Origin of the sequence: Pseudomonas sp. NFX5 (genome assembly GCF_049132125.1) — a bacterium.
Taxonomy (GTDB): domain Bacteria; phylum Pseudomonadota; class Gammaproteobacteria; order Pseudomonadales; family Pseudomonadaceae; genus Aquipseudomonas; species Aquipseudomonas marginalis.
In genome coordinates, this window is the sequence record NZ_JAFMZG010000002.1 from 121,055 (window position 1) to 147,375 (window position 26,321).

Sequence of the window (26,321 nt, forward strand, 5' to 3'; positions counted from 1 at the left end):
GCTCCTGATTAAAAACGAATGTTCTTGAGAAATTCCGCCAGGCGCGGCGATTGTGGCCGCTCGAAGATGTCCTTCGACGAGCCCTGCTCTTCAATCCGGCCCTGGTTCATGAAGACGATCTTGTCCGAGACTTCATAGGCAAAGCGCATTTCGTGGGTGACCAGCAACATGGTCATGCCCTCTTCCGCCAGGCCCTTGATCACACTGAGCACCTCGCCCACCAGTTCCGGGTCGAGGGCCGACGTGACTTCGTCGAAGAGCATCAGGCTCGGGTTCATGGCAATGGCACGGGCTATCGCCACACGCTGTTGCTGGCCGCCGGACAGCTGGCCGGGGAAGTGATCGCGGCGCTGCAAAAGTCCTACACGGTCCAACCATTTTTCCGCGAGTGCCACCGCCTCGTCCTTAGGCATTTTCTTAACTTTCAACAGGCCGAGGGTGACGTTCTGCAATGCGCTCAGATGGGGAAACAGGTTGAACTGCTGGAACGCCATGCCGGTCATCGCCCGGTGCTGGGCGATCACGCGTTCGGGGTGACGCACGCGCTTGCCGCCGATGTCGCTGTAGCCGATGGACTCGCCATCCAGGGTGATCTGCCCGCCCTGGAATTCTTCCAGCAGGTTGACGCAACGCAGCAAGGTAGTCTTGCCCGAGCCGCTGGAGCCGATCAACGTCACCACGTTGCCGCGCGCCATGGACAGGTCGACGCCCTTGAGCACTTCGACCTCGCCGTATTGTTTACGCAGGCCGCGGATGTCCAGCAGCGGCTCGGTTGTTTGAGGTTGGTTCATGGCAAGGCCACCCGCTTTTCAATGTAGCGCCCGAATAACTCGATGGCGTAGTTGATGACAAAGAACAGAAACCCGGCGAACAGGTAGAACTCCAGGGTCATGAAGGTACGCGCGATCACTTGTTGGGTACTCAGCAGCAATTCGGCCACGCCGATCACCGAGAGCAAGGTCGAGGCCTTGACGATTTCCGTCGAGGAATTGACCCAGGTCGGCAGGATCTGCCGCAGCGCCTGGGGCAGCAGCACGTAGGCCAGGGACTGCTGGAACGTCAGGCCAATCGCCTTGCCCGCTTCCAGTTGCCCACGGGGAATGGCTTGCAGTGCACCGCGCACGATTTCCGAGACGTGGGAGCCGCAGAACAGCGTGAGCCCGACGGCGCCGGCCTGGAACGCGGTGATTTTCCAGCCAAGCGCCGGCAGCATGTAGAAACACGCCAACACCAGCACAAACACCGGCGTGCCACGGATCAGGTCGACATACAGGCGAAACGGTGCGCGCATCCAGAATTTGCCGTAGGTCAGGATCAACCCGGCGACGATACCGATCAGCGTGCCAAAGATAATCGCCAGCACCGACACCGCGACACTGGCCTGAAACCCCGCCCAGAGCGTATCCCGGGCGATCCACAACTCATGCAGCCAGCTGGGGGACTCGTACATGGACACCCTCCTTAACGACGGATCGCCAGACGCTGCTCCAGGTAACGGAGCAGCATGGCAATGAGGTAACAGGCCGCCACGTAGAGCGCGGTCGTGACCAGCCAGGTTTCAATCACCCGGTAGCTTTCGACGTTGATCTTGCGGGCGTAATAGGTCAGCTCGGGCACTGCGATGGCGGCGGCCAGCGAGGTGTCCTTGAACAGCGAGATAAAGTTGTTCGACAGCGCGGGCAGTACGTTGCGCAGCATCACCGGTACGGTGATATACGCACGGATCCGCCATTCGCCGAGGCCGATGGCCAGTCCGGCTTCGCGCAAGCCCTTGGGAATATTCAACAGCCCGGCGCGGAACACTTCGGTCAGGTAGGCACCGGCGTACAGCGACAGGGTGATGATGAACGACGGGATCTTGTCCAGGCGGATACCCAGGCTGGGCAACGCAAAGTAGATCAACAGGATCAGCACCAGGATCGGCGTATTGCGGATCACCGTCACATACACCGAGGCCAGGATTCGCAACGCACGGTGTCTGGACAGCATGGCAAACGCCATCAACAGGCCGATCACGCAACCGATGGCGATCGACAGCAATGCCAGTTGCAGGCCCAGGCCGAGCCCCGCCAGCAAGGTGTCGAAATCGCGCCACACGGCGGCAAAGTTCAACTGATAGTTCATGGTCAGCAGTACCTGATGGGGGCGCCGTTGGCGGCGCCCCGGTTTTCACGAATCACTTGAACTCGACGGGAAAGCCGATGGCAGGTTCCGGCAGGTCCACACCGAACCACTGCTTGAACGACGCCTTGTAGGTGGGGAATTCCACACCGGTCATGGCCTCATGCAGCGCGGTGTTGACGAAGTTCAGCCAGTCCTGGTCGCCACGCTTGACCGCGCACGCGTAGGTCTGCGGGCTCCAGGCGTAGGCCGGGCTGCGGTAGCGGCCGGGGTTCTGCACCATCAGGTACTTGACCGAGGACTGGTCGGTGGCGGCGGCATCGGCGCGACCGGAGTTCACCGCCTGGTACATCAGGTCGACGCTGTCGTACTGGTCGACCTTGGCCTTGGGCAGCGCCTGGTGCACCAGCTCTTCGGCATACACGTTCTGCAGCACCGCCACGGTGACGCCATCGCCCGCCGCCTGCAGGTCTTCGATTTCCTTGTACTTGCTGTTGTTCGGCAGCAGCAGGCCCACGCCTTCGCGGTAGTACGGCAGCGTGAACGCCACTTGCTGGGCACGGCTGGCGGTGACGGTGATGAACTGGCAGCTCATGTCGACCTTGTCGGTCAGCAGGTTGGGAATGCGTGCGTCGGACGACTGCACCACAAACTCGACCTTGCTCGGGTCGTTGAACAAGCCCTTGGCCACAATCCGGCCGATGTCGATATCAAACCCCTGCAACTTGCCATCCGCTCCCTGGAAGTGCCACGGCGCATTGGTACTGCCTGTACCCACGATCAGGTGCCCACGCTTGAGCACATCATCGAGCTTGCTGTCCGCCGCCTGCACGATGCCTGCGAGGGAAGCCGATGCGGCGAAGAGAAAAACACACGCTTTGAACACGGAAGGTCGGTGATGCATGACAAGCACTCCAGGAGTTGTGTATTCCGCTATACCGGAACTTAGTATGTAACAACGGAATAGACAGCAGAAAGTGTGCCACACGCCCTCAAAGAAAAACATGCCTGCAATAAAGGCTTGTTAAATCAGATAGATAAATATTTTGGGGAGACAAGGCGCTACGCCAGCATCTGCAATCTCTTTGCTACCCAGGGCCCCATATGGCGGTGACAGGTCCCGGCGGACGCACTGCAACAGCGTTACCGCGCACCGTTGCAGTGCGCGTGCAGCGTGGAAAAATCCCCACGCTGGACTAGCCTTGGCACATCCCTGCCGACAAGGACCCTGCCCTGATGAAGTCATGTCTTACCCTGGTGGTGCTCACCTTGCTGGCAGCCGGCAACGCGTCGGCCAGCAACGACCGCCGCGACTGCAAGGAAGAACTGCGCAGGCTCAAGGAAGCCTTCGACACCAACTACACCAGCCAGAACCACCACGACTACCGCCGGGCCAAGGCCTCCCGGGACAATGAGGAATACCGCAAGTGCGCAAACCAGGCGCGCAAGGCCCGGGAACGTGTGGAGCGTGAGGCAGACCTGTGAAGGTTGACAGTAGACGGTAACGGTCCCCGGGCTTAGCGTTGGCAAAAACCCTGCAAGGCCCAAAGGGAGATCATCATGGGGATTGCCACTGCGACCATTGCCACTACCGACGACTACCGGCGCGTGCTGAGCAGTTCGCGCCCGGTATTCATGCTGTTCATCTCAGCTCACTGCCCGGCCTGCGGGGTAGCCGGGCCGCTGTTTGAGCAGATTGCCGCCCAGTACCGATCAGTAGTGAGCCTGGTGCTCGATTGCGCGAAAACGCCGAGGCACCCGCAGGTTACAGGCACCCCGACGCTGCTGATCTTCCAGAACGGCACCTTGATGGAAACATTCAAGGGTTTCGGACCCGAGGAGCAGCAAGCGCAGTTTGTGGAGGACACCTTCAAGCGTTATGCACGCCGCAAGGCTGCAATAACACCTGCGTCACCCGCCGCTCCTCTACCGCCGCCACCGTCAGGCGCCAGCCCTCATGCTCCAGGCTATCACCCACCACCGGCAGGCGGTCGAGCAGGCTCATCACCAGGCCGGCCAGGGTCTGGTAATCCTCGGTCGCGACGGCCTTGAAGCCGGTACGCTGACGAATCTGGGTGAGATTCAGGGCGCCATTGGCACGGAAGCCCGCGCCCTTCTCGACAATATCCGGCCCTTCGATCTCACTGGCATCCGGCAACTCACCGGCAATGGATTCAAGAATGTCGGTCATGCTCAATACGCCCATGAAGTCACCGAACTCGTTGATCACGAAGGCGATATGGGTGGATTCCTGGCGCATCTGCTCCAGGGCGTTGAGGATCGAAAAGCTCTCCAGCAGGTTGATCGCCCGGCGTGCGAGGTGCTCCAGGTTCGGCTCATTGCCGGCCAGGTATTCCTTGAGCAATTCCTTCTTGTGCACAAAGCCCAGCGGCTCATCCACCGCGCCATTGCGGATCAACGGCAGGCGCGAATAGGACGAATGCATCAGCTTCAGGCGAATCGTGTCGGGGTCGTCCGCCAGGTCGATAAAGTCGACGTTGGCCCGCGGCGTCATCAAGCTGCGAATCGGCCGCTCGGCCAGTTGCAGCACACCGCTGATCATCACCCGCTCGCGTCGGTCGAACAGCGGCCCCTGGGCGGCATCCGTCTCGCCCAGCAGGTCAGCCACCTCTTCCCCCACCTCCTCCACCGCCAGGCTGCGACCGCCGAGCAAGCGCATCACCGCATGGGCCGTGCGCTCACGCACCGGCAACACGCCTTGGGCCGACTTCTTGCGACGCGCGCGGGCAATCTGGTTGAACACCTCGATCAGGATCGAGAAACCAATCGCCGCGTACAGGTAGCCCTTGGGAATATGGAAACCCAGGCCTTCGGCGGTCAGGGCAAAACCGATCATCATCAGGAAGCCCAGGCACAGCATGATCACCGTCGGGTGGGCGTTGACGAAGCGTGTGAGCGGCTTGCTCGCGACGATCATCAGGCCGATGGAAATGATCACCGCGATCATCATCACCGCCAACTCATCCACCATGCCCACGGCCGTGATCACCGCATCCAGGGAGAACACCGCGTCGAGCACCACGATCTGCGCCACAATCGGCCAGAACATGGCGTATGCCACGTTGCCGGTGCGCTGGGCCACATGGCCTTCCAGGCGTTCATGCAATTCCATGGTGGCCTTGAACAACAGGAACACACCGCCGAACAGCATGATCAGGTCACGGCCGGAGAAGCTCTTGTCGAACACCTCGAACAGCGGCTGGGTCAGGGTCACCAACCAGGAAATACTCGCCAGCAGGCCCAGGCGCATCAGCAGCGCCAGGGACAAACCGATCAAGCGCGCACGGTCGCGCTGCTCCGGCGGCAGCTTGTCCGCCAGGATCGCAATAAACACCAGGTTGTCGATGCCCAGCACCAGTTCCAGCACAATCAAGGTCAACAGGCCGAGCCAGGCCGTTGGATCCGCTAACCATTCCATTTATATCAGTCTCTCTACAGGTTTCAGAATGCCGGGCACGGCAAGGCGCGGTCGGTGGACCGGGACACGGCTGGCAGTCGGGATACGGGGTGTTTCAGCGGGAACAGCGGCGGCGGATGTCTTGGGGAAAGACGACTGGGAGGCTCCGAGAGGATGTTCATGCAGGTCCTGAAATAACAAAAGGACTTGAATCCTACAGGCGAAATACAAATTTCCTGCAACGCAAAACTATTACAAAACCTGTCTTCGAGCCCCACACAAAATCATGTGGGAAGGGGCTTGCCCCCGATGAGCATGAGTATCTACACAACTTTTAAGATTTTGCCAAATCTCTGTGGTGAGCGGGCTTGCCCCGCGCTGGGCTGCGAAGCAGCCCCAAAACCAGCCTCTACAGAGTGCCTGATACACCGCGTTCTTCTTTACTGGGGCTGCTTCGCAGCCCAGCGCGGGCGGTGCGACGATTCGACAAGCCCGCTCACCACAACAGCCCTGTCTGCCGGGCGTCCGGCGTTGAGCCAACGTTGTGTAGATACCCATGCCCCGATGAGGGCGTGTCAGGTTTTACGGGTTGCATCGTCCAGCGCCAGGATGGTGTGGGCATTCGTCACCGTCGTCGCCAGGGTATTGATCACCCCCGACCGCAACGCCCCCAACGTCGCCGCCGCCTTGGTGTTCTCACTGGCAATCGCCACCACGTCCGGGATGCGGAACAACTCCTGCACCGTCAACCCGATCACTCGCCCCTGGATCGCGTTGACTGCCGGCTGGCCGTGGATGTCGATGAAGTCATAGCCCATCATGTCGCCCACGGTGCCGGACAAGCGTGCCTGGGCGATTTCCTGGGGCGAGAACCAGCCCATACGGACCATATTGCTGTTCTCGCTCATGTCGCCGATGCCGATCAGCGCCATGTCAGCCCGCCGCGCACGGTCGAGGGTGGAGCGCACCGTGTCATTGTTGATCAACACCCCGCGCAACTCCGGGTTGGCCACCAGGGCCGGGGCGTACAGGCTTTCACTCTCGCCGCCAAAGCGCAGGGCCAGGCGCCGGCAGATGTGATCGGGGTTCATGTATTCGCCGGCCTTGAGCGAACCGCCAATGGCGCAGACAAATGTGCAGTTGCGCGTCACCGGCAGGAACACGTTATCGGCCACGGCGCCGACGTTGCGACCCATGCCCACGGCGACGATCATGCCGTCGCTCAAGGTCTTGTTCAGGTAGTTGGCCACCAGGCTGGCGACGGCCGAGCGTTGGGTATCGGGGTCGCTGTGGTCCACCGCGATCAACGCGCGATCCAGCTTGAAGCGCGCCACCAAGGCCTGTTCCAGCTCGTTGTTCATCGCCGGATGCTGCAAGACGCGCACCTCGACAATGCCCTCATCCCGCGCGCGCTTGAGCAATCGGCTGACTTTTGCCCGGGACAGGTCGAAGCGCTTGGCGATGGCTTCCTGAGTGACGTTCTCGAGGTAATAGAGCATCGCCACTTCGGTCATCTGATCAATATCGCTGGCCATGCGCTGGGTACTGTCACTCATGGGGACGGGCTTCCGTTTCGGCGTCAAAGGCGCATTCTCCCGACTCTTGCCCTGCTACGTCCACTATTGATGCCCATCGCGCTCGATCGCATTGATGCGCTCGACCTTGGCCCCGGAACGGGCCGCCTCGAACTCCGACTCCAGGAACGACTTGACGATGCTTTTCGCCAGTTCGGCGCCGATCACCCGCGCGCCGATAGAGAGGATCTGCGCATCGTTGCTCTTGCGCGCCCGCTCTGCCGAGTACGTGTCATGGGCCTGGGCCGCACGAATCCCGAGCACCTTGTTGGCCGAGATCGCCATGCCGATCCCCGTGCCGCACACCAGCACGCCCAGGCGCTGCTGCCCGGCGTTGATGGCGGTGGCCACGGCCAGGGCGATGTCCGGGTACAACACCGGCGCGGTGGAATGGGTGCCGAAGTCGGTCACCGGATAGCCCAGCGCCTCGATATGGCGCTTTAACAGCTCCTTGAGCTCAAAACCCGCTTCATCGCATCCGATAGCCACCGGGAAAGGTGTGTTCATGATGTCTGGCTCCGCTGCCGTGAGGGTGCTTACGACTGATCAATTGATCACTCAATGAAATTTCTCTCATTCATTTCGCAGGCGTTACCCCTCTTCTGTCAAGCGGGATTTAACTGACCTGCCAGTCAAAGCGCTCTAAGAAAGGGTAATTGGCGAAAAAGATCAGAATCGCAGCATTTACATGAAAGAGATTGACTGATCAGAATTTCATTTGATACACATATGATCACAGCGAAACATGACTGTGCGACCTAATAAGAATTCACAGCACGAGGACACGCCGATGGCCACGCCATTACTGCTCCAGGCTGAACACGTCGCCAAGGCTTACGCCGGGATCCCTGCCCTGCGTGACGGGCGCCTCTCTCTGCGGGCCGGCAGCGTCCACGCCCTGTGCGGCGGCAATGGCGCAGGCAAGTCGACTTTCCTGAGCATCCTGATGGGCATCACCCCGCGCGATGCCGGCAGCATTCTGCTCAACGGCACCGCCGTACAGTTCAATCGCCCCAGCGAAGCCCTCGCGGCGGGGATCGCGATGATCACCCAGGAACTGGAACCGATCCCCTACATGACCGTCGCCGAAAACATCTGGCTGGGCCGCGAACCGCGCCGCGCCGGCTGCATCGTCGACAACAAGGCCTTGAACCGCCGCACCCGCGAGCTGCTGGAAAGCCTGGAATTCGAGGTGGACGCCAGCAGCCCCATGCACCGACTGAGCGTGGCGCAGATCCAGCTGGTGGAAATCGCCAAGGCGTTCAGCCATGACTGCCAGGTGATGATCATGGACGAGCCAACGTCGGCCATTGGCGAGCGCGAAGCCGAAACCCTGTTCAAGGCGATTCGCCGCCTCACCGCGCGGGGCGCCGGCATCGTCTATGTATCGCACCGCTTGAGCGAACTAGCGCAGATCGCTGATGACTACAGCATCTTCCGCGACGGCGCCTTTGTGGAAAGCGGACGCATGGCCGATATCGACCGCGACCACCTGGTGCGCGGCATCGTTGGCCAGGAACTGACCCGCATCGACCACAAGGTCGGCCGCGAATGCGCCGCCGACACCTGCCTGCAAATCGACAACCTCAGCCGCGCCGGCGAGTTCCACGACATCAGCCTGCAACTGCGCCAGGGTGAAATCCTCGGCATCTACGGCCTGATGGGCTCGGGGCGCAGTGAATTCCTCAACTGCATCTATGGCCTGACCGTGGCCGACTCCGGCAGCGTCACCCTGCAAGGCAAGCCCATGCCCGTCGGCCTGCCCAAGGCGACCATCAATGCCGGCATGTCGCTGGTCACCGAAGACCGCAAGGACAGCGGCCTGGTGCTGACCGGCAGCATTCTTTCCAACATTGCGCTGTCGGCCTACAAGCGCCTGTCGAGCTGGTCGCTGATCAACGCACGCAAGGAAACCCAACTGGCCCAGGACATGGTCAAGCGCCTGCAGATCAAAACCACCTCACTGGAACTGCCGGTGGCGTCCATGAGCGGCGGCAACCAACAGAAAGTGGTGCTTGCCAAATGCCTGTCGACCGAACCGGTGTGCCTGCTGTGCGATGAGCCGACCCGGGGTATCGATGAGGGCGCCAAGCAGGAGATCTACCACCTGCTGGATCAATTCGTGCGCGCCGGTGGCGCCGCCATCGTGGTGTCGTCGGAAGCCCCGGAACTGTTGCACCTGAGTGACCGCATCGCCGTCTTCAAGGGCGGCCGCCTGGTGACCATCAGCACCGACACCGCCCTTTCCCAGGAAGCCCTGTTGAGTCTTGCCTCATGAATGCCAAAACCATTGCCGCCCCTATCACCACCGCACCGCGCAACCGCCTGCGCCTGTCCCTCGACCGCTTTGGCCTGCCACTGGTGTTTATCCTGCTGTGCGTGGTGATGGCGTTTTCCAGCGAGTACTTCATGACCTGGCGCAACTGGATGGACATCCTGCGCCAGACCTCCATCAACGGCATCCTCGCGGTGGGCATGACCTACGTGATCCTGACCAAGGGCATCGACCTCTCCGTCGGTTCGATCCTGGCCTTTGCCGGATTGTGCAGCGCCATGGTCGCGACCCAGGGCTACGGGCTGCTGGCGGCAGTGAGCGCGGGGATGTTTGCCGGGGCGATGCTCGGCGTGGTCAACGGCGTTATGGTCGCCAACCTGTCGATCCCACCGTTCGTGGCCACCCTCGGCATGCTCAGCATTGCCCGTGGCATGACCTTCATCCTCAACGACGGCAGCCCGATCACCGACCTGCCCGACGCCTACCTGGCCCTGGGCATAGGCAAGATCGGCCCGATTGGCGTGCCGATCATCATCTTTGCGGTGGTCGCGCTGATCTTCTGGATGGTGCTGCGCTACACCACCTACGGCCGCTACGTGTACGCGGTGGGCGGCAATGAAAAAAGCGCGCGCACCTCCGGGATCGGCGTGCGCAAGGTGATGTTTTCGGTGTACGTGGTGTCCGGCCTGCTCGCCGGGTTGGCCGGCGTGGTGTTGTCGGCACGTACCACCTCCGCCCTGCCCCAGGCCGGGGTTTCCTATGAGCTGGACGCGATAGCCGCCGTGGTGATCGGCGGCACCAGCCTGTCGGGCGGCACCGGCAGCATTGTCGGCACGCTGTTCGGCGCGTTGTTGATCGGCGTGATCAACAACGGCCTGAACCTGCTCGGCGTGTCCTCCTATTACCAGCAGGTCGCCAAGGGCCTGATCATCGTGTTTGCAGTACTGATCGACGTGTGGCGCAAGAAAAAACGCTAGAGAACGACCACTACAACAATAACCGGAGTTCCCCCCATGAAACTTGGTACCACCCTGGCCGCCGCGGCGGCTCTCTCCCTGCTCGCCGGCAGTATCGCAACGGCCGCCGATGGCAAGACCTACAAGGTCGGCGCGGCCGTCTACGGCCTCAAGGGCCAGTTCATGCAGAACTGGGTCCGCGAGCTCAAGGAGCACCCGGCGGTCAAGGACGGCACCGTGCAGTTGACCGTGTTCGACGGCAACTACGACGCCCTGACCCAGAACAACCAGATCGAAAACATGGTGACCCAGCGCTACGACGCAATCCTGTTCGTGCCGATCGACACCAAGGCCGGCGTCGGCACGGTCAAGCAAGCCATGAGCAACGACGTGGTGGTTATCGCCTCCAACACCAAGGTCGCCGACGCCTCGGTGCCCTACGTCGGTAACGATGATGTGGAAGGTGGCCGCCTGCAGGCCCAGGCCATGGTCGACAAGCTCAACGGCAAGGGCAACGTGGTGATCATCCAGGGCCCGATTGGCCAGTCGGCGCAGATCGACCGCGAGAAAGGCGAGCTGGAAGTGCTAGGCAAGCACCCTGGCATCAAGATCATCGAGAAGAAGACCGCCAACTGGGACCGCGCCCAGGCCCTGGCGCTGACCGAAGACTGGCTGAACGCCCACCCCAAAGGCATCAACGGCGTGATCGCGCAGAACGACGACATGGCCCTCGGTGCCGTGCAGGCCCTCAAATCCCACGGCCTGACCTCCAAGGATGTGCCCGTCACGTCCATCGACGGCATGCCGGACGCGATCCAGGCGGCGAAGAAAGACGAAGTCACCACCTTCCTCCAGGACGCCCAGGCCCAGTCCCAGGGCGCACTGGACGTAGCGTTGCGCGCACTCGCCGGCAAGGACTACAAACCGCAGTCGGTGATCTGGGAGCGCTATGCCAAGGACGTGAAATGGGGCGATGGCACGGCCAAGACCTACATCCTGCCGTGGGTGCCCGTGACTAACGCCAACGCCGATGCACTGTACAAACAAGTCAGTGGCGGTAAGTAGTTATTGGCTTGAAATACAGGCAAGTGTGGGAGGGGGCAAGCCCCCTCCCACATGAGATCTTCACTGTTTTCGAAAATGGAGTCATGTAAATGTCTGGATTCTGGAACCAAGCCTTCGACCTCAACGGCCGTTGCGCGGTGATCACCGGCGGCGCCGCCGGTATCGGCCTGGCCTGCGCCAGCCTGCTGGTGGAGCGTGGCGCCCGCGTAGCGTTGCTCGACCGCGACCCGGCGGTGGTTGAAGTGGCAGCAAGCCTGGGTGCCGGGCATCTGGGCATTGCCGTCGACCTCAGCCGGATCAACCAGGTGCAACACACCATCGACCAGGTCTTCGCACACTTCCAACGCCTGGACTACCTGATCAACAGCGCCGGCGTGGCCCTGCTGGACAAGGCCGTCGATGTCAGCGAAAGCGCCTGGGACACCACCCTCGACATCAACCTCAAGGCCAGCTTTTTCGTGGCCCAGGCCTGCGCGCGGCACATGCTCGCCCAGGGCAGCGGGCGCATCGTCAACCTCGCGTCCCAGGCCGCGGTGATCGGCCTCGACCGCCACGTCGCCTACTGCGCCAGCAAGGCGGCCATCGTCGGCATGACCAAGGTGCTGGCCATGGAATGGGCGCCGCACATCAACGTCAACGCCATCTCCCCCACCATCGTCGAGACCGCGCTGGGCAAGAAGGCCTGGGCCGGTGAAGTCGGCGAACGGGCCAAATTGCAGATCCCGGCGGGCCGCTTTGCCCAGCCGGAGGAAATCGCCGGGCTGGCGTTGTACCTGCTCAGCGATGCCGCGCAGATGATCACCGGCGCCAACCTGGTGATCGACGGCGGCTACAGCATTCAGTAATTCATTTATCTGTCGTGAGGTTTTGTCATGTCCACTGTCACCGAACGCACACCCGAACAACTCTCGCCGGTCATCCCGAAAACCATGCAGGCCGTGGTCTGCCATGGCCCGGAAGACTATCGCCTGGAAACCGTCGACGTGCCCACGCCCGGCCCCGATGAGATCCTCACCAAGGTCGAGTTGTGCGGCATATGCATGGGCGACATCAAGACCTATCGCGGCGCGCCGTCGTTCTGGGGCGATGCCGAGCAACCACGCTACGTCAAGCCGCCAATGATCCCCGGCCATGAGTTCGTGTGTCGCGTGGTGGCCCTGGGCCCAGGCGCGGAAAAGCGCGGCGTGAAGGTCGGTGACCGGGTGATCTCGGAGCAGATCGTGCCGTGCTGGGGCTGTCGCTTCTGCAACCACGGCCAGTACTGGATGTGCCAGAAACACGACCTCTATGGTTTCCAGAACAATGTGCAGGGTGCCATGGCCCAGTACATGATCTTCACCAAGGAAGGCATCATTCACAAAGTGCCGGAATCCATCGCCCCCGACGAAGCGATCCTGATCGAACCCCTGGCCTGCTCACTGCATGCGGCGGAACGCGCCAACGTCGACCATGACGACGTCGTGGTGGTGGCCGGCGCCGGCACCCTGGGCCTGGGCATCATCGGCGCCGTGCGCCTGCGCAACCCGAAAAAACTCATCGTGCTCGACATGAAACCCGAACGCGCCGCCCTCGCCCTGCGCATGGGCGCCGACGAAGTGTGGAACCCGGCCGAAGTGGACGTACTGGCCAACATCCGCGCGATCACCGACGGCTATGGCTGCGACATCTATATCGAGGCCACCGGGCACCACAAGGCGGTGAACCAGGGCCTGGCGATGCTGCGCAAGCTGGGGCGCTTCGTGGAGTTCAGCGTGTTCAACGACGAGGCCACGGTGGACTGGTCGATCATCGGCGACCGCAAGGAGCTGGACATCCTCGGTTCGCACCTGGGGCCGTACATGTACCCGCGGGCCATCGACTTTATCGGCAACCGCAAGATCGATATGCGCGATGTAGTCACCCACAAGTTCGCCCTGGCGGATTTCAAGGAAGCGTTTGCGGTGATGGAACGTGGCGACAAGTCGCTCAAGGTTGTACTAGAGCCCTAAGCACCCGACAGGTCCAAATGTGGGAGGCGGCAAGCCCTCCCCCCCACGGTTGGATAGCGGTGAACCCATAAAAACAGGAACCCGCGTTATGAATCGAGTCATCAACGATCCGGACCACGTGGTCGAGGACATGCTGCGCGGCATCCTGGTCGCGCACCCCGAACTGCGCCAGTACGAAAGCAACCCACGGGTGATCGTCAAGGCCAGGCCTTCCGGGCCAGGGCGTGTCGGCATTGTCACGGGGGGCGGCTCCGGCCATGAGCCGGCCTTTCTCGGCTATGTCGGCCCCGGCCTGGTCGACGCGGTGGCCGTCGGTGAGATTTTCTCCTCGCCCACCGCCAAGAGCTTTTTCGACGCCTTCCGCGCCGCCGACCATGGCGCCGGCGTGGCCTGCCTGTACGGCAACTATGCCGGTGACAATATGAACGTGAAGCTGGCGATGAAAATGGCCGCCAGCAAAGACATGCGCATCCGCACCGTGGTCGCCAACGACGACGTGGCCTCCGCGCCCAAGGCCGAGATCGCCAAACGTCGCGGCGTGGCCGGGGAAATCTTCATGTGGAAGATCGGCGGTGCCGCTGCCGCCCAGCACTACGACCTCGACGGCGTGATTCGCGTCGCGCAGAAAACCGTCGACCACTGCCGCTCGATTGGCATCGGCCTCACGCCCTGCACCATTGCCGCCGTGGGCAAGCCCAACTTCCAGATCCCCGACGGCCAGATGGAACTGGGCATCGGCCATCACGGCGAACCGGGCATTGAGGTCATCCCCATTGAGTCCGCCGCCGCCATGGCCGAGCGCATGCTCGCGCCGATCCTCGCCGACCGCGACTTCAGCCAGGATGACAGCGTAGTGGTGCTGGTCTCCGGTCTTGGCGCCACGCCGGTGATGGAGCTGTATATTTTCTACGCCGAGGTGGAACGCCAACTCAACGCCAAGGGCCTGAAGATTCACCGCTGCTACGTCGGCAACTACTTCACCTCCCTGGAAATGATGGGCGTGACCCTGACCCTGCTCGGCCTCGACGCGGAGCTGAAAACCCTGATCGACCAACCCTGCCGCTCCATCGGCATGACCCAGGCGGACTGAACCATGAGCCAGCATTTTTCCAGCCACCACGGCAGCGCCATCGTCACCGACCTGGTCAGCGTGATCGTGGCCAACCGTGAATACCTCAGCGAAGTCGACGGCGCGATTGGCGACGGCGACCATGGCATCAACATGGCCAAGGGCTTCGCCCATTGCGGGCGCACGATCGAAGGTCGCCAACTGACCCTCGCCGAAGCCCTGGATGAGCTGACCCTGAGCCTGATGGAAGGCATCGGCGGCTCCATGGGGCCGTTGTATGGCAGCCTGTTTATCGGCATGGCCGACGAAGTGCGCGGCCGTGACGACATCGACGCAGCCACCTTCGCCCACCTGTTGCGCGGCGGCCTGACCTCGTTGCAGGACATCACCGAAGCGGGCGTGGGCGACAAGTGCCTGATGGACACATTGATCCCGGCGGTGGAAGCCTTCGAGCGCGCGCACGCCTCGGGGGCGTCTTTCAGTGATGCACTGGAGGCGATGAAAACCGCTGCCTCCCAGGGGCGCGACTCCACCAAGGACCTGGTGGCGAAGATCGGCCGCGCCAGTCGCCTGGGCGAGCGCTCACTGGGCGTGCTGGATGCAGGGGCGGTGTCGTGCTGCCTGATCCTTACGCGCCTGGCGGATTCGGTGCAGCCGCGCCTGAGTGCTTGACCTGCTGGATATACCGCGCCACCGCCGGCGCTTTCTCGAAGCGCCGGTGAATCAGCGACAGCCACGAGGATGCGTCGCAGCCCTGAATGCTGCGGTACACCACGCCCGGCAACTGCACATGCCCGACCATTGATGCGGGCACCACCGCCACGCCCTGCCCCATCGACACCAGCGCCACCACCGCGACCAGCCCGCCCGGCTGTGGCCCCAGGCGCGGGGCATAACCGCCTTGCGCGGCGACATGCAGGGTGCCGCTGATTTGCTCCGGCAGGATAAATGTCTCGTTTTGCAGGTGTTCGCAGCCAATGGCCGCGAGCCCCAGCAGCCAGGAATCCTGGGGCAGCGCCAGGACAAAACCTTCGCCGTCCAGACGCACCGCCTCTACTCCCTCGGGCAAGGTCATCGGCGAGCGGATGTAGCCGATGTCATAGCGCCCGTCCGCCACCGCACTCGGCAGCGTGGCCATGGCGCATTCGCGCACCGTCACGCTGACGTCGGGAAATGCCTGGCCGAACGCACGCATCTGCCGCTGCAACAGCCCGGCGTACAGCGCCGAAGCCACGTAACCCAATTCGATATGGCCGATCTCGCCACGCCCGGCACGCTGGGCATGGTGCTGGGCGAATTCAAACTGGCGCACGGTGGCTTCGGCCTCGACCAGCAAGGCGGCGCCGGCTTCGGTGAGGCTGACTTCGCGTTGCCGGCGGATAAACAAGCGCGTGCCCAGGCTGGTTTCCATGTCCTGGATCTGCCGGCTCAGGGTCGGTGGCGCAATGCCCAATTGCTCGGCGGCACGGGTGAAGTTGCGCTGCCGGGCCACGGCGAGGAAGTAGCGAAAATGGCGGATATCCATAACAGGATTAGCTCAAAGGTAATGAAGTGCTCCACAGTGGCTAACAATACCAGCAGCGGCGAGGGATAAGCTCGAAGCACCTCAACACTGGAGCGCCCTTGCGATGCCCACCAACTGCATTTCCCCTATTGCCCGTAAGGTAATCAAGCCATGAGTCGGGTCAGCCCACGCCTGACGTTGCTCACCGCGTCCGGTGTCTGCTCGCTGATCGTGCTCGACACCAATATCGTCGCCGTGACCCTGCCGAGCATCGCTCGCGACCTGGGGGCGAACTTTGCCGATATCGAATGGGTCGTCAGTGCCTACATGCTGGCGTTTGCCGCCTTGCTGCTGCCGGCCGGGAGCCTGGCCGATCGGTTCGGACGCAAGAAATCCCTGGTCTGGGGCCTGAGTATTTTTATCCTCGCCTCCCTTGGCTGCGGGGCGGCGCCGAGTGCGTTGTGGCTGGACATCGCCCGCGCGGTCAAGGGCGTCGGTGCAGCGTTATTGCTCACGTCAGCCCTGGCCTCCATTGGCCACACCTTCCACGATGAAGTCGAGCGGGCCAAGGCCTGGGCGTTCTGGGGCGCCTGCATGGGCGTGGCGATGACGGCCGCGCCGACCCTGGGCGGCTTGATCACCGAGTACCTGGGCTGGCGCTGGATTTTCTACCTCAACCTGCCCGTGGGCCTGGCGCTGATGAGCCTGGTGCTGCACGCGATTCCGGAATCCCGCGATAGCCAATCCGCCCGCCTCGACCCGTGGGGCAGCCTGGCCTTCAGCGCGAGCCTGTTGTGCCTGATCTGGGGCCTGATCGAGGCCAACCGTATCGGCTGGGATAACCCGCTGACCTATGCACGCCTGATCGGCGGTGCGGTGTTGCTGGGTGTATTTGTAGGGGTCGAACGTGTGCAGCAGCGGCCCATGGTGGACCTGCAACTGTTTCGCCACCCGCGTTTTATCGGCGCCTTGCTCGGGATGTTTGCCTACGCCGGCTGCGCCCAAGTGATGATGACGCTGCTGCCGTTCTATCTGCAGAACGGCCTGGGTTTCTCCGCGATTGCCTCGGGCCTGGGCATGCTGCCGTTCGCCCTGACCATGCTGGTCTGCCCCCGGATCGGCGCGCGGCTGGCGGGGCGCTTCGCACCGGCAACGATGATGGCGGCCGGGTTGACCCTGGTGGGCTGCGGCAACCTGCTAAGTGCCTGGGCGGTGAATATCGGCGGCTACCTGCCCTTCGCCCTGGCGATTGCCGTCACCGGTGCCGGTGCCGGTTTGCTCAATGGTGATACGCAAAAAAACATCATGGCCTGCGTGCCACGGGACCGTGCGGGGATGGCCTCGGGCATGAGCACCACCATGCGGTTCAGCGCGATCATGTTGGCGATTGGCGTGTATGGCGCACTGCTGAGCAGCCACAGCGAGCACGTGTTGCGCGCACGTATCGACACGCAATGGCAGGCGCAGGCGGCGGGGATTGCTTCACGGGTGGTGGCCGGGGATATGCCGGCGGCAATGGGCTTGTTGCCGGAGCCGGCACGGGCGATGGTGCAACCGCTGGCGCGGCAGGCGTTTGTGGATGGGTTCAGCGGGGTGTTGTGGGTGGCAGGGTTATTGGGATTGCTCGGAGCACTGGTGGTGGGGAGGCTGATGCGCAAGCCGATACCCACACCGAACTAAATGTGGGAGGGACGGTGCGACGATTCGACTTGCCCCCGATGAGCATAGGTATCTACAAAAATTTGTAGCAGCCAACGCTAACCACGATGCGAAGCGAGCCGCTCTTGATCTTGATCTCAGGCGCCCCGTTAAACCACGCTGGCCGGAATTCGATAGTGATTTGGGGGGTAAACCGGCAGGGATGCCGGTTTAGCCGCCCCGCGCCATGGATGGCGCGTGGCGGCGGCCCCCCACATCACTGTCGGATTACGGGCACACCGAGCCTAGGCGAGGTGCCGAGTGGTGGGGCGAAGCGTTTTGCTTACTTTTGCGCTTTTCAAAAGTGAGCCGCCGTAAGGGCGGAACCAACAGCAGCCGTTACCGCAGCAACGGATATGTACTCGGTCTGATCCAACATCCTGGTCGGCTGTCAGGCCGCCATCGGGGGCAAGTCGAATCGTCGCACCGTCCCTCCCACAGGTATTACCTATACCCCAAAGGGGCTTACCAGAAGCGTTGCTGGGTCAGGCGGCTCCACCAGGTCAGCAGCACCCGGTCTACCGAGCCGCTGGCCGCCAGGCCCACCCGTTCCTGCAGGCTTTTACGCTCGGCATAGTGCAGGTGGAACACTTCGGCGGTCTTGGCCTTGGTGGCCAGGTATTCGTCGCTGGTTTGCAGTTCGTCGACCAGTTGCTTATCCAGCGCGGCCACACCCAGCCACACCTCTCCGGTCGCTACGTCATCAATCGCCAGCTGTGGGCGATAACGCGAGACGAAGTTCTTGAACAGCTGATGGGTGATGTCCAGGTCTTCCTGGAACTTCTCGCGGCCTTTCTCGGTGTTTTCGCCAAACACCGTGAGGGTGCGCTTGTACTCGCCGGCGGTCAGCACTTCAAAGTCGATGTCGTGCTTTTTCAGCAGGCGGTTGACGTTGGGTAACTGCGCCACCACGCCAATGGAGCCGAGGATGGCAAACGGTGCGCTGATGATCTTCTCGCCGATGCACGCCATCATGTAGCCGCCGCTGGCCGCGACCTTGTCGATGCACACGGTCAACGGCACGCCCGCCTGGCGGATACGCGCCAGTTGCGACGACGCCAGGCCGTAACTGTGGACCATGCCGCCGCCGCTTTCCAGGCGCAGCACCACTTCGTCCTTGGGCGTGGCCAGGCTCAGCAGTGCGGTGATTTCATGGCGCAGGCTCTCGGTGGCCGAGGCCTTGATGTCACCGTCGAAATCCAGCACGAACACCCGTGGCTTGGCCTCGGGTTTCTTCTTGCCGTTCTTCTTTTCGGCTTTGCTTTCGGACTTGCGCAGGGCCTTGAGCTGCTCCTTGTCGAGCAGGCTCGACTCCAGGCGCTCACGCAGGCCCTTATAGAAGTCATTGAGCTTGCTGACCTGCAGTTGGCCGGCGGCTTTGCGACGCCCTTTGCTGCGCAGTGCCGCGAAGCTGATCAAGACCACCAGAATAGCGACCACCAGGGTGACGGTCTTCGCCAGAAAGCTCGCGTATTCAGCCAAAAAATCCATGTGTCTCCTTAACAATGCACGGCGCCAGGCGCGGATTGCCCAAGCATACCGACGGGATCGCCGGGCGGCCAGTGCTCAAACCGCCAGCAGGAACGCGCTCCAACGAGCTTTTAAAACAAGCGTATGTTTTTTCATTGACAGCACCCTGGCATCCTCATAACCTCGCCAGACTTTCAACGTACCGGGAAAACGGACGTGGGCAGCATCTATTTGATTCGACATGGCCAGGCCTCCTTCGGTGCAGACGACTATGACGTGCTGTCGCCCGTCGGCGTGGAACAAGCGCAAGTGCTCGGCCGCCACCTGGCGGATATGGGCCTGGTGTTCGACCGCTGCATCGCCGGCGACCTGCGTCGCCAGCAACACACGGCCACTGCCGCCTTCGATCAATACAGCACCCTCGGCCTGCCGGTACCTGCATTGGAAACCGACAGCGCCTTCAACGAATTCGATGCCGACGCGATCATCCGCGCCCTGCTCCCCGACCTGCTCGGCAGCGAACCCGACGCCCTGGACATCCTGCGCAACGCCGCGCAAAACCGCAGCGAGTTCCAACGCATCTTCGCCCTGATCATCGAGCGCTGGCTGGCCGGCACCTATGACCCGCCGGGACTGGAAAGCTGGCTGGGCTTCGTGGAGCGCGTCCAGGGTGGCCTGCAACGCATTCTGGAAGCGGCGGACAACACGCAGAAGATCGCGGTATTCACCTCCGGCGGCACCATCACCGCCCTGCTCCACCTGATTACCCGGATGCCTGCCGCCCAGGCCTTCGAACTGAACTGGCAAATTGTTAACACCTCGCTCAACCAGCTGAAATTCCGCGGTCGCGAGGTGGCACTGGCTTCCTTCAACAGTCACACCCACTTGCAACTGTTGAAGGCGCCGCAACTCATCACCTTCCGATGAAGTGCGGCCAACCGTGACCCCAAGGTCACTGGACTCACCATAAAAGGATCGAAACCATGACTGACGTAGCTAAAGCCGTAGAAGCAATGAAAGCCAAATTCAACCCAGCCGCCGCCGACGGCCTGGACCTGGTGTTCGGTTTCCGTATCGACGACACCCAGAACTTCTCGCTGGTGGTCAAGAACAACACCTGCGAACTGCTGGAAGGCGAAAACCCTGACGCCCAAGTGACCCTGGTCATGGACGGCGACACCATGAAAGGCATCGTCAGCGGCGAGACCGACGGCATGCAGGCCTTCATGGGAGGCAAGCTGCGCACCGAAGGCGACATGATGCTGGCCATGAAGCTGAGCGAACTGTTCCCTTCCTGATTCACGGGCAACCCTGAATCTCTGTGGGAGGGGGCAAGCCCCTCCCACATTTGGTCTACGGTGGTATTCAGATCCTGGGCTGTAGCAGCAACGCCACCAACGCACTCCATCCGGTCTGGTGCGAAGCCCCCAACCCCCGCCCCGTCTCGCCATGGAAATATTCATGGAACAACACCAGGTCACGACTGGCCGGGTCCGCCTCCAACTGCGCATACCCCGCCATCGACGGTCGTGAACCGTTTTCATCCCGCAGAAACAGGCGGGTCAAGCGCTGGCTGAGGCTGTCGGCCACGTCCTCCAGGGATGCCAGATACCCGCTGCCCGTGGGGTATTCCACCGAGAAGTTGTCCGCGTAGTAGCGGTGAAATTCGCGCAGCGATTCGATCAGCATGTAGTTCACCGGCATCCACAAGGGCCCGCGCCAGTTGGAATTGCCGCCGTACAGGCGCGAGTCGGATTCACCCGGCTGGTAACGGGCGCACAGGGTGTCGCCATTCATCTTCAGCGCCAATGGCTGCTCGGCAAACGCCTTGGACAGGGAACGCACGCCAAAGGCCGAGAGGAATTCGTCGTCATCGAGCATGCGCCGCAGCAAATCCTTGGTGCGCTCGCCACGCAACAGCGCCAGCAACAGGCGATTGCCCTGCCCCGGTTCGTTCCAGCGCGACACCAGTTTGGCCAGGTCCGGCCGGTGGTGCATGAACCCCAACAGCCGTTCACGCAACCCCTCCAGCCCTTCGTGTTCGCGCTGCTCCAGCACCAGCACGGCAAACAACGGCATCAGGCCGACAATGGAGCGCAGGCGCACCGGCTCGTTCTGGCCGTCGGGACGGTGCAGTACGTCGTAGAAGAACAGGTCCTGCTCGTCCCACAGGCCTTCGGCGCTGTCGTCGACGCGGTTGATGGCGCCGGCGATATACAGGAAGTGCTCGAAAAACTTCACCGCGATATCGACATACACCGCATTGCGCTTGGCCAGCTCCAGGCCGATGCGCATCAAGTCCAGCGCATACGCAGCCACCCAGGCGGTGCCGTCGGCCTGATCGAGCTGATAACCCGGCGGCAACGCGGCCGAGCGGTCGAACAAGGCGATATTGTCCAGCCCCAGGAAGCCGCCCTGGAACAGGTTGCGACCCTCGGCGTCCTTGCGGTTGACCCACCAGGAAAAATTCAGCAGCAGCTTGTGGAAGATCCGCTCGAGGAAATCCAGATCGCCCACACCGGTCAGCGCCTTGTCCTGCTGATACACGCGCCAGCTGGCCCAGGCATGCACCGGTGGGTTGGCGTCGTCGAAGCGCCATTCATAGGCGGGCAGTTGGCCGTTGGGGTGCATGAAGCGGTCCTTCACCAGCAACAACAGCTGTTGCTTGGCATACCCCGGATCGATCAGGGCAAACGCCACCGCCTGGAAGCCCTGGTCCCAGGAGGCGTACCACGGGTATTCCCAGGTGTCGGGCATGGACAGGATGTCGAAGTTGGACAGGTGCCGCCAATGGGTATTGCGGATATGCAGGCGCTCGGGCGGTGGCGCGGGCTGGGCGGGGTCGCCGTCGAGCCACTGGTTCACATCGAAATAGTAGAGCTGCTTGGACCACAGCAAGCCAGCCAGGGCCTGGCGCTGCACGTTGCGCGCGTCGTCATCGACGAGGCCTTGCTGCAAGGCGGCGTAGAAGTCATCGGCTTCCTGGCGACGCTGCTCAAACAGTTTGCGCGCGTTGACCTCCGGCGCGTCCACGGGCGCAAGGCGCAGGTAAAGGCTTTGGCTTTGCAGCCCCGCCAGCTCAAGGATAAAGCGTGCGGCAACCTTGGTACCGGTGTCGCGACGAATCGCAGCGTCCAGCCCTTCAACCACATAATCGTTGATCCCGTCCTTGAACGGCCCCGGCGCCGGTTGCCCGCCCAGTCGCGGGAAGTTGCTCTCGTTTTCACAGAACAGCCATTCCACACTCTCCTGCCCCCAGGCGCTGAGGCGCAGATCGGGCAGTGCATGATGACGGGCCAGCACGTGTTCGCCGTCCAGCCTCAACTGCGGCTTGGGCGCATCCGAGGTCCAGCTCCAGTCATTGCGCGCCCACAGCTGCGGCAGCACCTGCAGGCGCGTCGGCTGCTGCGAACGGTTGTGCACGGTGACGCGCATGAAAATATCGTCAGGCTGGTGCTTGGCGTATTCGACGCTGACGTCGCAGTAGCGGTTGTCTTCGAACACACCGGTATCGAGGATCTCGTACTCGGCATCGCCCAGCCCACGCCGGGCGTTCTCGGCAATCAGGTCGGCGTAGGGAAAGGCCGCATGGGGGTATTTGTAGAGCATGCGCATATAGGCATGGCTGGGCACACCGTCGACGAAAAAGTACAACTCCTTGACGTCTTCACCGTGGTTGCCCTCGGCGTTATTCAGGCCGAACAGGCGCTCCTTGAGGATCGCGTCGCGCTCGTTCCACAGGGCCAGGCCCAGGCACCAGTGTTGCGCCTTGTCGCTGAAACCGGCCAGGCCATCCTCGCCCCAGCGGTAGGCGCGGCTGCGCGCATGTTCATGGGGGAAGTAAGCCCAGGCATCGCCGTCGGCGCTGTAGTCTTCGCGCACCGTGCCCCATTGGCGTTCGCTCAGGTAGGGGCCCCACTCGCGCCAACGCTCGGCATCCTGCGTCGCCAGGCGTTGGCCTTCGATCGTGTCCAGTATTCGGGTGTCGGGTGTGGCCGTCATCGGGTCCTCCATCGCCTACCAGGTGAGGAGCAGTGTAGAGCCCAATGACGCCCGGGTGCACATGAAGACTTAGAAGATGGCGTAGGTGTAGTTGAAGATCAGGCGGGTCTGGTCCTGGTCGGCGGTACCGGTGTTTTTGCCGTGATAGGTGCCGGTACGCAAGGTGGTACCGAAGCCTTTCAGAGGCCCGGCCTGCACCACGTAGTCCAGGCGGAAGTCGGTTTCGTTTTCTTTCTGGTCAGGACCACCGGCAACCTTCGACTTGATATCCGTACCGTCCAGGTAGGCCACGGACGCTTTCAGGCCCGGTACGTAGGCCTTGAAGTCATACGCGTACTGCCCGAAGTTGACCTGCTCGCCCGCCCGGGAGAACTGGCCCACCACCGCATCGGTGAACAGGTAGAAGTCGCTGCCGCCGGCACCTTGGGCGTGGGGATCGGCAAGGCTGCCCTGGTTGACCCAGACGAAGCCGCCATCGTCACCCACGCCAATGTGGCCGAGCATCAAGCTGCTGCCACCCAGTTGGTAGGTGAACGCGGCACTGTAGGTTTTGTTGTCCACTTCGTTGGCGTGCTTGGCGTAGCCGCCGTTGTTGTTGAACTGGTAGCCACTCTCGCCATTCTTGCCGTCGCTGCTGCTGTCGAAGTAACGCAGGTCGGTCTTGAACGACTGGTCGTTGCCCAGGGGCAGCACGTGGACCAAGCCGACGTAGTTCTGTTTGTAGAAGTCCTGCAACTGGGCGTAGTAGTACTGCAACGTCAGGTTTTTTGCGATGGCGTTGTCGGACGAACCAAACGGCTTGTAGTCCACCCCACCGAATTTGAAGCTGTCGCTGTCGCGCGTACCGCCGGCCACGCTCAAGCCCGTGGCGTTGCTGGAGGCACGGCCTTCGGCGCGGTTCAGCTCGCCGCCGGTGAAGGTGACGTTGGGAATATCGTTGGAGGTGAGGATGCCGCCGTCAAAGGTTTGCGGCGCCACGCGGCTGTCGTTGGAGACCAGGATCGGCAACACCGGCGCCAGGCCACCACCGACATGCAACTCGGTCTGGGAAATGCGGAACTTCACGTTGCCGGCCGCGCGACCGAAGGAGTCGGCCGGCTCGGTGCCGTTGTTTTTGGTTGGGAAGAAGCTGTTGCCATTACCCGCCAGGCCCGGGCCCGCAGTGTGACCATCGCCGCCGTCCAGGCGCAGGGCGCCGAAGGCCATCACGTCGAAACCCAGGCCAACGGTGCCTTGGGTGAAGCCGGATTTATAGTCGAAACGCAACGCGGTGGCTGCTTCGCGCAAGTCGTTGTTGGTGCCCGAGCGGTTATCTGCGCTGTAGTACATGGTCCGCGAACTGACGGACGCATGGCTGTCTTCGAGAAAGCCGCTGTGGCCATTGCCTGTGCCCAGCGCGCCGAGCCCGAAGTCATCAGCGTAAGCCTGTTGTGCAAGAACGGCGGCGGTGATCGACAGCGCCAGTGTAGAAATTTTCATTAACTGCGGCCCCTGAATGTTTTTTTATCGTGTTTGGCGTGCAAACCCACTGTCGGCTCTGCAAACGTGACGATTCTTTCATGCCGGCCAGGGCGGACCTCGTGAAGCTTTCTTTAGAAAAGGGCCTGGAAAATGAAATTTCCCTGCCGCCGTTTTTTGTCATATTCACGTCATTTCATTCATTTGCAGAATGAAGTCCAGAGGATTCTTCGTTTGCACGCCCGCCCACAGCCCAACAAAATCCAGGTATCGGCCGCGCCCATCAGCATCGTGATCAGGAATTTTTCTATGCACAGCACCGCACATGTCAGCCCCGACGAGATCCGCAAGGGCTTTTCCAAGGCCATGTCCGACATGTACCGAGATGAAGTTCCGCTGTATGGCGCACTGATGGAGCTGGTCGCCGCCACCAACGCCCACGTACTCGCCAGCGAACCGGACCTGGCGCAACAGCTGCAACGCACCGGTGAGATCCAGCGCCTGGACATGGAACGCCATGGCGCCATCCGCCTCGGCACCGCGGCGGAACTGGCGACCATCGGCCGCCTGTTCGCGGTGATGGGCATGCAGCCGGTGGGTTACTACGACCTGACCCCCGCCGGCGTGCCGGTGCATTCCACGGCGTTCCGCGCCGTGCACGAAAGCGCGCTGCAGACCAGCCCGTTTCGCGTGTTTACCTCATTGTTGCGCATGGAGCTGATCGAAAACCCCGAGCTGCGCGGGTTTGCCGAAACCGCCCTGGCCAAGCGCTCGATATTCACTCCCCGCGCCCTGGCGCTGATCGAACAAGCGGAGAAGGACGGTGGCCTCAACCCTGCGGATGCCGATGAGTTTGTGCGCCAGGCCCTGGAAACCTTCCGCTGGCACCCCACCGCGACCGTGACCGCCGCGCAATACCAGCAACTCAGCGACCAGCACCGCCTGATCGCCGACGTGGTGGCCTTCAAGGGCCCGCACATCAACCACCTGACCCCGCGCACCCTGGACATCGACCAGGTCCAGGCCGCCATGCCCGGCAAGGGCATCACCCCCAAGGCCGTGATCGAAGGGCCGCCCCGCCGCCAGTGCCCGATCCTGCTGCGCCAGACCAGCTTCAAGGCCCTCGACGAACCCATCGCCTTCACCGATGCCCAGGGCAGCCACAGCGCGCGTTTCGGCGAAATCGAACAGCGTGGCGTGGCGCTGACGCCCAAGGGCCGCGCGCTGTACGACCAACTGCTGAATGCCGCGCGCGACGAACTGGGCGCCTTCCCCAACGAGGGCAATGCCGCGCGTTACATGCAGTTGATGGAGCAGCACTTCCAGGCCTTCCCGGATAACCACGGGCAGATGCGTGAGCAGGATCTGGCCTACTTCCGCTACTTCGCCACGGAGAAAGGCCTGGCGGCACGCGGCCAGGCCGATCAACCGCGCACACTGGAGGCACTGGTCGCCGCCGGCCATGTGGCTGTCGAACCCTTGGTGTATGAGGATTTCCTGCCAGTGAGTGCGGCGGGGATTTTCCAGTCGAACCTGGGGGATGGGGCGCAGAGTCACTACGCAGCCAATTCGAACCAGGCCGAATTCGAGAAGGCCCTGGGGCGCACGACTGTCGATGAATTGAAGGTGTATGGCGAGACGCAGCAGCGCTCCATAGATGAATGCACTCGGGCACTGCTGGTGTAGAAACGGAAAGTGCCCACCCGGCTCACCGGCGCAATCC

At 62.3% G+C, this 26,321-nt stretch carries 23 protein-coding genes and 1 pseudogene; 13 read left to right on the plus strand and 11 right to left on the minus strand.

What is annotated here, in order from left to right:
* Positions 1-8 precede the first annotated feature (8 nt).
* Genes J1N02_RS00605 through J1N02_RS00620 form a run of 4 tightly spaced genes read right to left on the minus strand, consistent with a single transcriptional unit; the run spans position 9 to position 3,025 of the window.
* Positions 9-791 (minus strand): amino acid ABC transporter ATP-binding protein, encoded by a 783-nt coding sequence (locus J1N02_RS00605; protein ID WP_027608630.1) that lies wholly within the window; start codon positions 789-791, stop codon positions 9-11.
* Entirely contained in the window at positions 788-1,450 is a 663-nt protein-coding gene (locus tag J1N02_RS00610; protein ID WP_421147052.1) for an amino acid ABC transporter permease, read from the minus strand. Before J1N02_RS00610 ends, J1N02_RS00605 begins: the two co-directional genes overlap by 4 nt.
* An 11-nt stretch (positions 1,451-1,461) precedes the next feature.
* Positions 1,462-2,124: an amino acid ABC transporter permease gene (locus J1N02_RS00615; RefSeq protein WP_027608632.1), complete on the minus strand. Its 663-nt coding sequence runs from the start codon at positions 2,122-2,124 to the stop codon at positions 1,462-1,464.
* A 52-nt stretch (positions 2,125-2,176) separates the two neighbouring features.
* A complete protein-coding gene (locus J1N02_RS00620) occupies positions 2,177-3,025 on the minus strand; it encodes a transporter substrate-binding domain-containing protein (RefSeq protein ID WP_027608633.1) in 849 nt (282 codons plus the stop codon).
* Between the two features lie 332 nt (positions 3,026-3,357).
* Here J1N02_RS00620 and J1N02_RS00625 point away from each other — a divergent pair, with 332 nt between their 5' ends.
* A complete protein-coding gene (locus tag J1N02_RS00625) occupies positions 3,358-3,606 on the plus strand; it encodes a hypothetical protein (protein WP_027608634.1) in 249 nt (82 codons plus the stop codon).
* Positions 3,607-3,681: 75 nt separating this feature from the next.
* Positions 3,682-3,972: pseudogene (locus J1N02_RS00630) on the plus strand (thioredoxin family protein); the annotation flags it as partial.
* Positions 3,973-3,991: 19 nt separating this feature from the next.
* Here J1N02_RS00630 and J1N02_RS00635 read toward each other — a convergent pair.
* The 3 genes from J1N02_RS00635 to rpiB form a co-directional block, all read right to left on the minus strand.
* Complete coding sequence (locus J1N02_RS00635) at positions 3,992-5,560, minus strand: TerC family protein (protein ID WP_421147053.1); 1,569 nt, start codon at positions 5,558-5,560, stop codon at positions 3,992-3,994.
* A 554-nt stretch (positions 5,561-6,114) separates the two neighbouring features.
* Positions 6,115-7,095 (minus strand): sugar-binding transcriptional regulator, encoded by a 981-nt coding sequence (locus J1N02_RS00640; RefSeq protein ID WP_027608636.1) that lies wholly within the window; start codon positions 7,093-7,095, stop codon positions 6,115-6,117.
* A gap of 63 nt (positions 7,096-7,158) precedes the next feature.
* Positions 7,159-7,620 carry a ribose 5-phosphate isomerase B gene (gene rpiB, locus J1N02_RS00645; protein WP_016969738.1) on the minus strand — a complete coding sequence of 154 codons (462 nt, stop codon included), beginning with the start codon at positions 7,618-7,620 and terminating at the stop codon, positions 7,159-7,161.
* Positions 7,621-7,903: 283 nt separating this feature from the next.
* On the opposite strand from rpiB, the gene J1N02_RS00650 reads away from it, so the two are divergent.
* The 7 genes from J1N02_RS00650 to dhaL all read left to right on the plus strand — a co-directional run bounded on the left by J1N02_RS00650 (position 7,904) and on the right by dhaL (position 15,138).
* The gene (locus J1N02_RS00650) at positions 7,904-9,391 is read left to right on the plus strand and encodes a sugar ABC transporter ATP-binding protein (RefSeq protein WP_092356741.1); all 1,488 of its coding nucleotides are present in this window, start codon (positions 7,904-7,906) and stop codon (positions 9,389-9,391) included.
* Positions 9,388-10,365, plus strand: coding sequence for an ABC transporter permease (locus tag J1N02_RS00655; RefSeq protein WP_421147054.1), 978 nt, complete (start codon positions 9,388-9,390; stop codon positions 10,363-10,365). Before J1N02_RS00650 ends, J1N02_RS00655 begins: the two co-directional genes overlap by 4 nt.
* A gap of 36 nt (positions 10,366-10,401) precedes the next feature.
* Positions 10,402-11,409, plus strand: coding sequence for a substrate-binding domain-containing protein (locus J1N02_RS00660; RefSeq protein WP_421147055.1), 1,008 nt, complete (start codon positions 10,402-10,404; stop codon positions 11,407-11,409).
* A gap of 89 nt (positions 11,410-11,498) precedes the next feature.
* Positions 11,499-12,254, plus strand: a complete 756-nt coding sequence (locus J1N02_RS00665; protein WP_027608640.1) for an SDR family oxidoreductase — start codon at positions 11,499-11,501, stop codon at positions 12,252-12,254.
* Positions 12,255-12,281: 27 nt separating this feature from the next.
* The gene (locus tag J1N02_RS00670) at positions 12,282-13,397 is read left to right on the plus strand and encodes an MDR/zinc-dependent alcohol dehydrogenase-like family protein (RefSeq protein WP_027608641.1); all 1,116 of its coding nucleotides are present in this window, start codon (positions 12,282-12,284) and stop codon (positions 13,395-13,397) included.
* An 88-nt stretch (positions 13,398-13,485) separates the two neighbouring features.
* Positions 13,486-14,487 (plus strand): dihydroxyacetone kinase subunit DhaK, encoded by a 1,002-nt coding sequence (locus J1N02_RS00675; RefSeq protein WP_098479287.1) that lies wholly within the window; start codon positions 13,486-13,488, stop codon positions 14,485-14,487.
* A gap of 3 nt (positions 14,488-14,490) precedes the next feature.
* The gene (dhaL, locus tag J1N02_RS00680; RefSeq protein WP_065927173.1) at positions 14,491-15,138 is read left to right on the plus strand and encodes a dihydroxyacetone kinase subunit DhaL; all 648 of its coding nucleotides are present in this window, start codon (positions 14,491-14,493) and stop codon (positions 15,136-15,138) included.
* Here the strand turns inward: dhaL and J1N02_RS00685 are convergent.
* A complete protein-coding gene (locus J1N02_RS00685) occupies positions 15,095-15,991 on the minus strand; it encodes a LysR substrate-binding domain-containing protein (protein ID WP_027608644.1) in 897 nt (298 codons plus the stop codon). The two genes, dhaL and J1N02_RS00685, sit on opposite strands and share 44 nt — an antisense overlap.
* 150 nt (positions 15,992-16,141) lie before the next feature.
* Here J1N02_RS00685 and J1N02_RS00690 point away from each other — a divergent pair, with 150 nt between their 5' ends.
* Positions 16,142-17,650: an MFS transporter gene (locus tag J1N02_RS00690; RefSeq protein ID WP_098479283.1), complete on the plus strand. Its 1,509-nt coding sequence runs from the start codon at positions 16,142-16,144 to the stop codon at positions 17,648-17,650.
* Positions 17,651-18,133: 483 nt separating this feature from the next.
* Here J1N02_RS00690 and sohB read toward each other — a convergent pair whose 3' ends face one another.
* Positions 18,134-19,159 (minus strand): protease SohB, encoded by a 1,026-nt coding sequence (gene sohB / locus J1N02_RS00695; protein ID WP_027608646.1) that lies wholly within the window; start codon positions 19,157-19,159, stop codon positions 18,134-18,136.
* Between the two features lie 195 nt (positions 19,160-19,354).
* Between sohB and J1N02_RS00700 the strand changes: the two genes are divergently transcribed.
* Both J1N02_RS00700 and J1N02_RS00705 read left to right on the plus strand, forming a co-directional pair.
* Complete coding sequence (locus J1N02_RS00700; protein WP_092356735.1) at positions 19,355-20,065, plus strand: histidine phosphatase family protein; 711 nt, start codon at positions 19,355-19,357, stop codon at positions 20,063-20,065.
* A 56-nt stretch (positions 20,066-20,121) separates the two neighbouring features.
* Positions 20,122-20,436: an SCP2 sterol-binding domain-containing protein gene (locus J1N02_RS00705; protein ID WP_027608648.1), complete on the plus strand. Its 315-nt coding sequence runs from the start codon at positions 20,122-20,124 to the stop codon at positions 20,434-20,436.
* Between the two features lie 67 nt (positions 20,437-20,503).
* On the opposite strand, the gene J1N02_RS00710 is transcribed toward J1N02_RS00705, so the two are convergent.
* Together J1N02_RS00710 and J1N02_RS00715 are read right to left on the minus strand one after the other, a co-directional pair.
* Entirely contained in the window at positions 20,504-23,140 is a 2,637-nt protein-coding gene (locus J1N02_RS00710) for an MGH1-like glycoside hydrolase domain-containing protein (protein ID WP_421147056.1), read from the minus strand.
* Between the two features lie 69 nt (positions 23,141-23,209).
* On the minus strand, positions 23,210-24,619 hold the full coding sequence (locus J1N02_RS00715; RefSeq protein WP_421147057.1) for an OprD family outer membrane porin: 1,410 nt from the start codon (positions 24,617-24,619) through the stop codon (positions 23,210-23,212).
* Between the two features lie 288 nt (positions 24,620-24,907).
* Between J1N02_RS00715 and J1N02_RS00720 the strand changes: the two genes are divergently transcribed.
* Positions 24,908-26,284, plus strand: coding sequence for a VOC family protein (locus tag J1N02_RS00720; RefSeq protein WP_421147058.1), 1,377 nt, complete (start codon positions 24,908-24,910; stop codon positions 26,282-26,284).
* Positions 26,285-26,321: the final 37 nt, after the last annotated feature.

Bases quoted from the DNA above. Each gene is read 5' to 3' on its own strand.
- J1N02_RS00605 (WP_027608630.1), bottom strand. From the start codon at position 791: ATGAACCAACCTCAAACAACCGAGCCGCTGCTGGACATCCGCGGCCTG.
- J1N02_RS00610 (WP_421147052.1), bottom strand. From the start codon at position 1,450: ATGTACGAGTCCCCCAGCTGGCTGCATGAGTTGTGGATCGCCCGGGAT.
- J1N02_RS00615 (WP_027608632.1), bottom strand. From the start codon at position 2,124: ATGAACTATCAGTTGAACTTTGCCGCCGTGTGGCGCGATTTCGACACC.
- J1N02_RS00620 (WP_027608633.1), bottom strand. From the start codon at position 3,025: ATGCATCACCGACCTTCCGTGTTCAAAGCGTGTGTTTTTCTCTTCGCC.
- J1N02_RS00625 (WP_027608634.1), top strand. From the start codon at position 3,358: ATGAAGTCATGTCTTACCCTGGTGGTGCTCACCTTGCTGGCAGCCGGC.
- J1N02_RS00635 (WP_421147053.1), bottom strand. From the start codon at position 5,560: ATGGAATGGTTAGCGGATCCAACGGCCTGGCTCGGCCTGTTGACCTTG.
- J1N02_RS00640 (WP_027608636.1), bottom strand. From the start codon at position 7,095: ATGAGTGACAGTACCCAGCGCATGGCCAGCGATATTGATCAGATGACC.
- rpiB (WP_016969738.1), bottom strand. From the start codon at position 7,620: ATGAACACACCTTTCCCGGTGGCTATCGGATGCGATGAAGCGGGTTTT.
- J1N02_RS00650 (WP_092356741.1), top strand. From the start codon at position 7,904: ATGGCCACGCCATTACTGCTCCAGGCTGAACACGTCGCCAAGGCTTAC.
- J1N02_RS00655 (WP_421147054.1), top strand. From the start codon at position 9,388: ATGAATGCCAAAACCATTGCCGCCCCTATCACCACCGCACCGCGCAAC.
- J1N02_RS00660 (WP_421147055.1), top strand. From the start codon at position 10,402: ATGAAACTTGGTACCACCCTGGCCGCCGCGGCGGCTCTCTCCCTGCTC.
- J1N02_RS00665 (WP_027608640.1), top strand. From the start codon at position 11,499: ATGTCTGGATTCTGGAACCAAGCCTTCGACCTCAACGGCCGTTGCGCG.
- J1N02_RS00670 (WP_027608641.1), top strand. From the start codon at position 12,282: ATGTCCACTGTCACCGAACGCACACCCGAACAACTCTCGCCGGTCATC.
- J1N02_RS00675 (WP_098479287.1), top strand. From the start codon at position 13,486: ATGAATCGAGTCATCAACGATCCGGACCACGTGGTCGAGGACATGCTG.
- dhaL (WP_065927173.1), top strand. From the start codon at position 14,491: ATGAGCCAGCATTTTTCCAGCCACCACGGCAGCGCCATCGTCACCGAC.
- J1N02_RS00685 (WP_027608644.1), bottom strand. From the start codon at position 15,991: ATGGATATCCGCCATTTTCGCTACTTCCTCGCCGTGGCCCGGCAGCGC.
- J1N02_RS00690 (WP_098479283.1), top strand. From the start codon at position 16,142: ATGAGTCGGGTCAGCCCACGCCTGACGTTGCTCACCGCGTCCGGTGTC.
- sohB (WP_027608646.1), bottom strand. From the start codon at position 19,159: ATGGATTTTTTGGCTGAATACGCGAGCTTTCTGGCGAAGACCGTCACC.
- J1N02_RS00705 (WP_027608648.1), top strand. From the start codon at position 20,122: ATGACTGACGTAGCTAAAGCCGTAGAAGCAATGAAAGCCAAATTCAAC.
- J1N02_RS00710 (WP_421147056.1), bottom strand. From the start codon at position 23,140: ATGACGGCCACACCCGACACCCGAATACTGGACACGATCGAAGGCCAA.
- J1N02_RS00715 (WP_421147057.1), bottom strand. From the start codon at position 24,619: ATGAAAATTTCTACACTGGCGCTGTCGATCACCGCCGCCGTTCTTGCA.
- J1N02_RS00720 (WP_421147058.1), top strand. From the start codon at position 24,908: ATGCACAGCACCGCACATGTCAGCCCCGACGAGATCCGCAAGGGCTTT.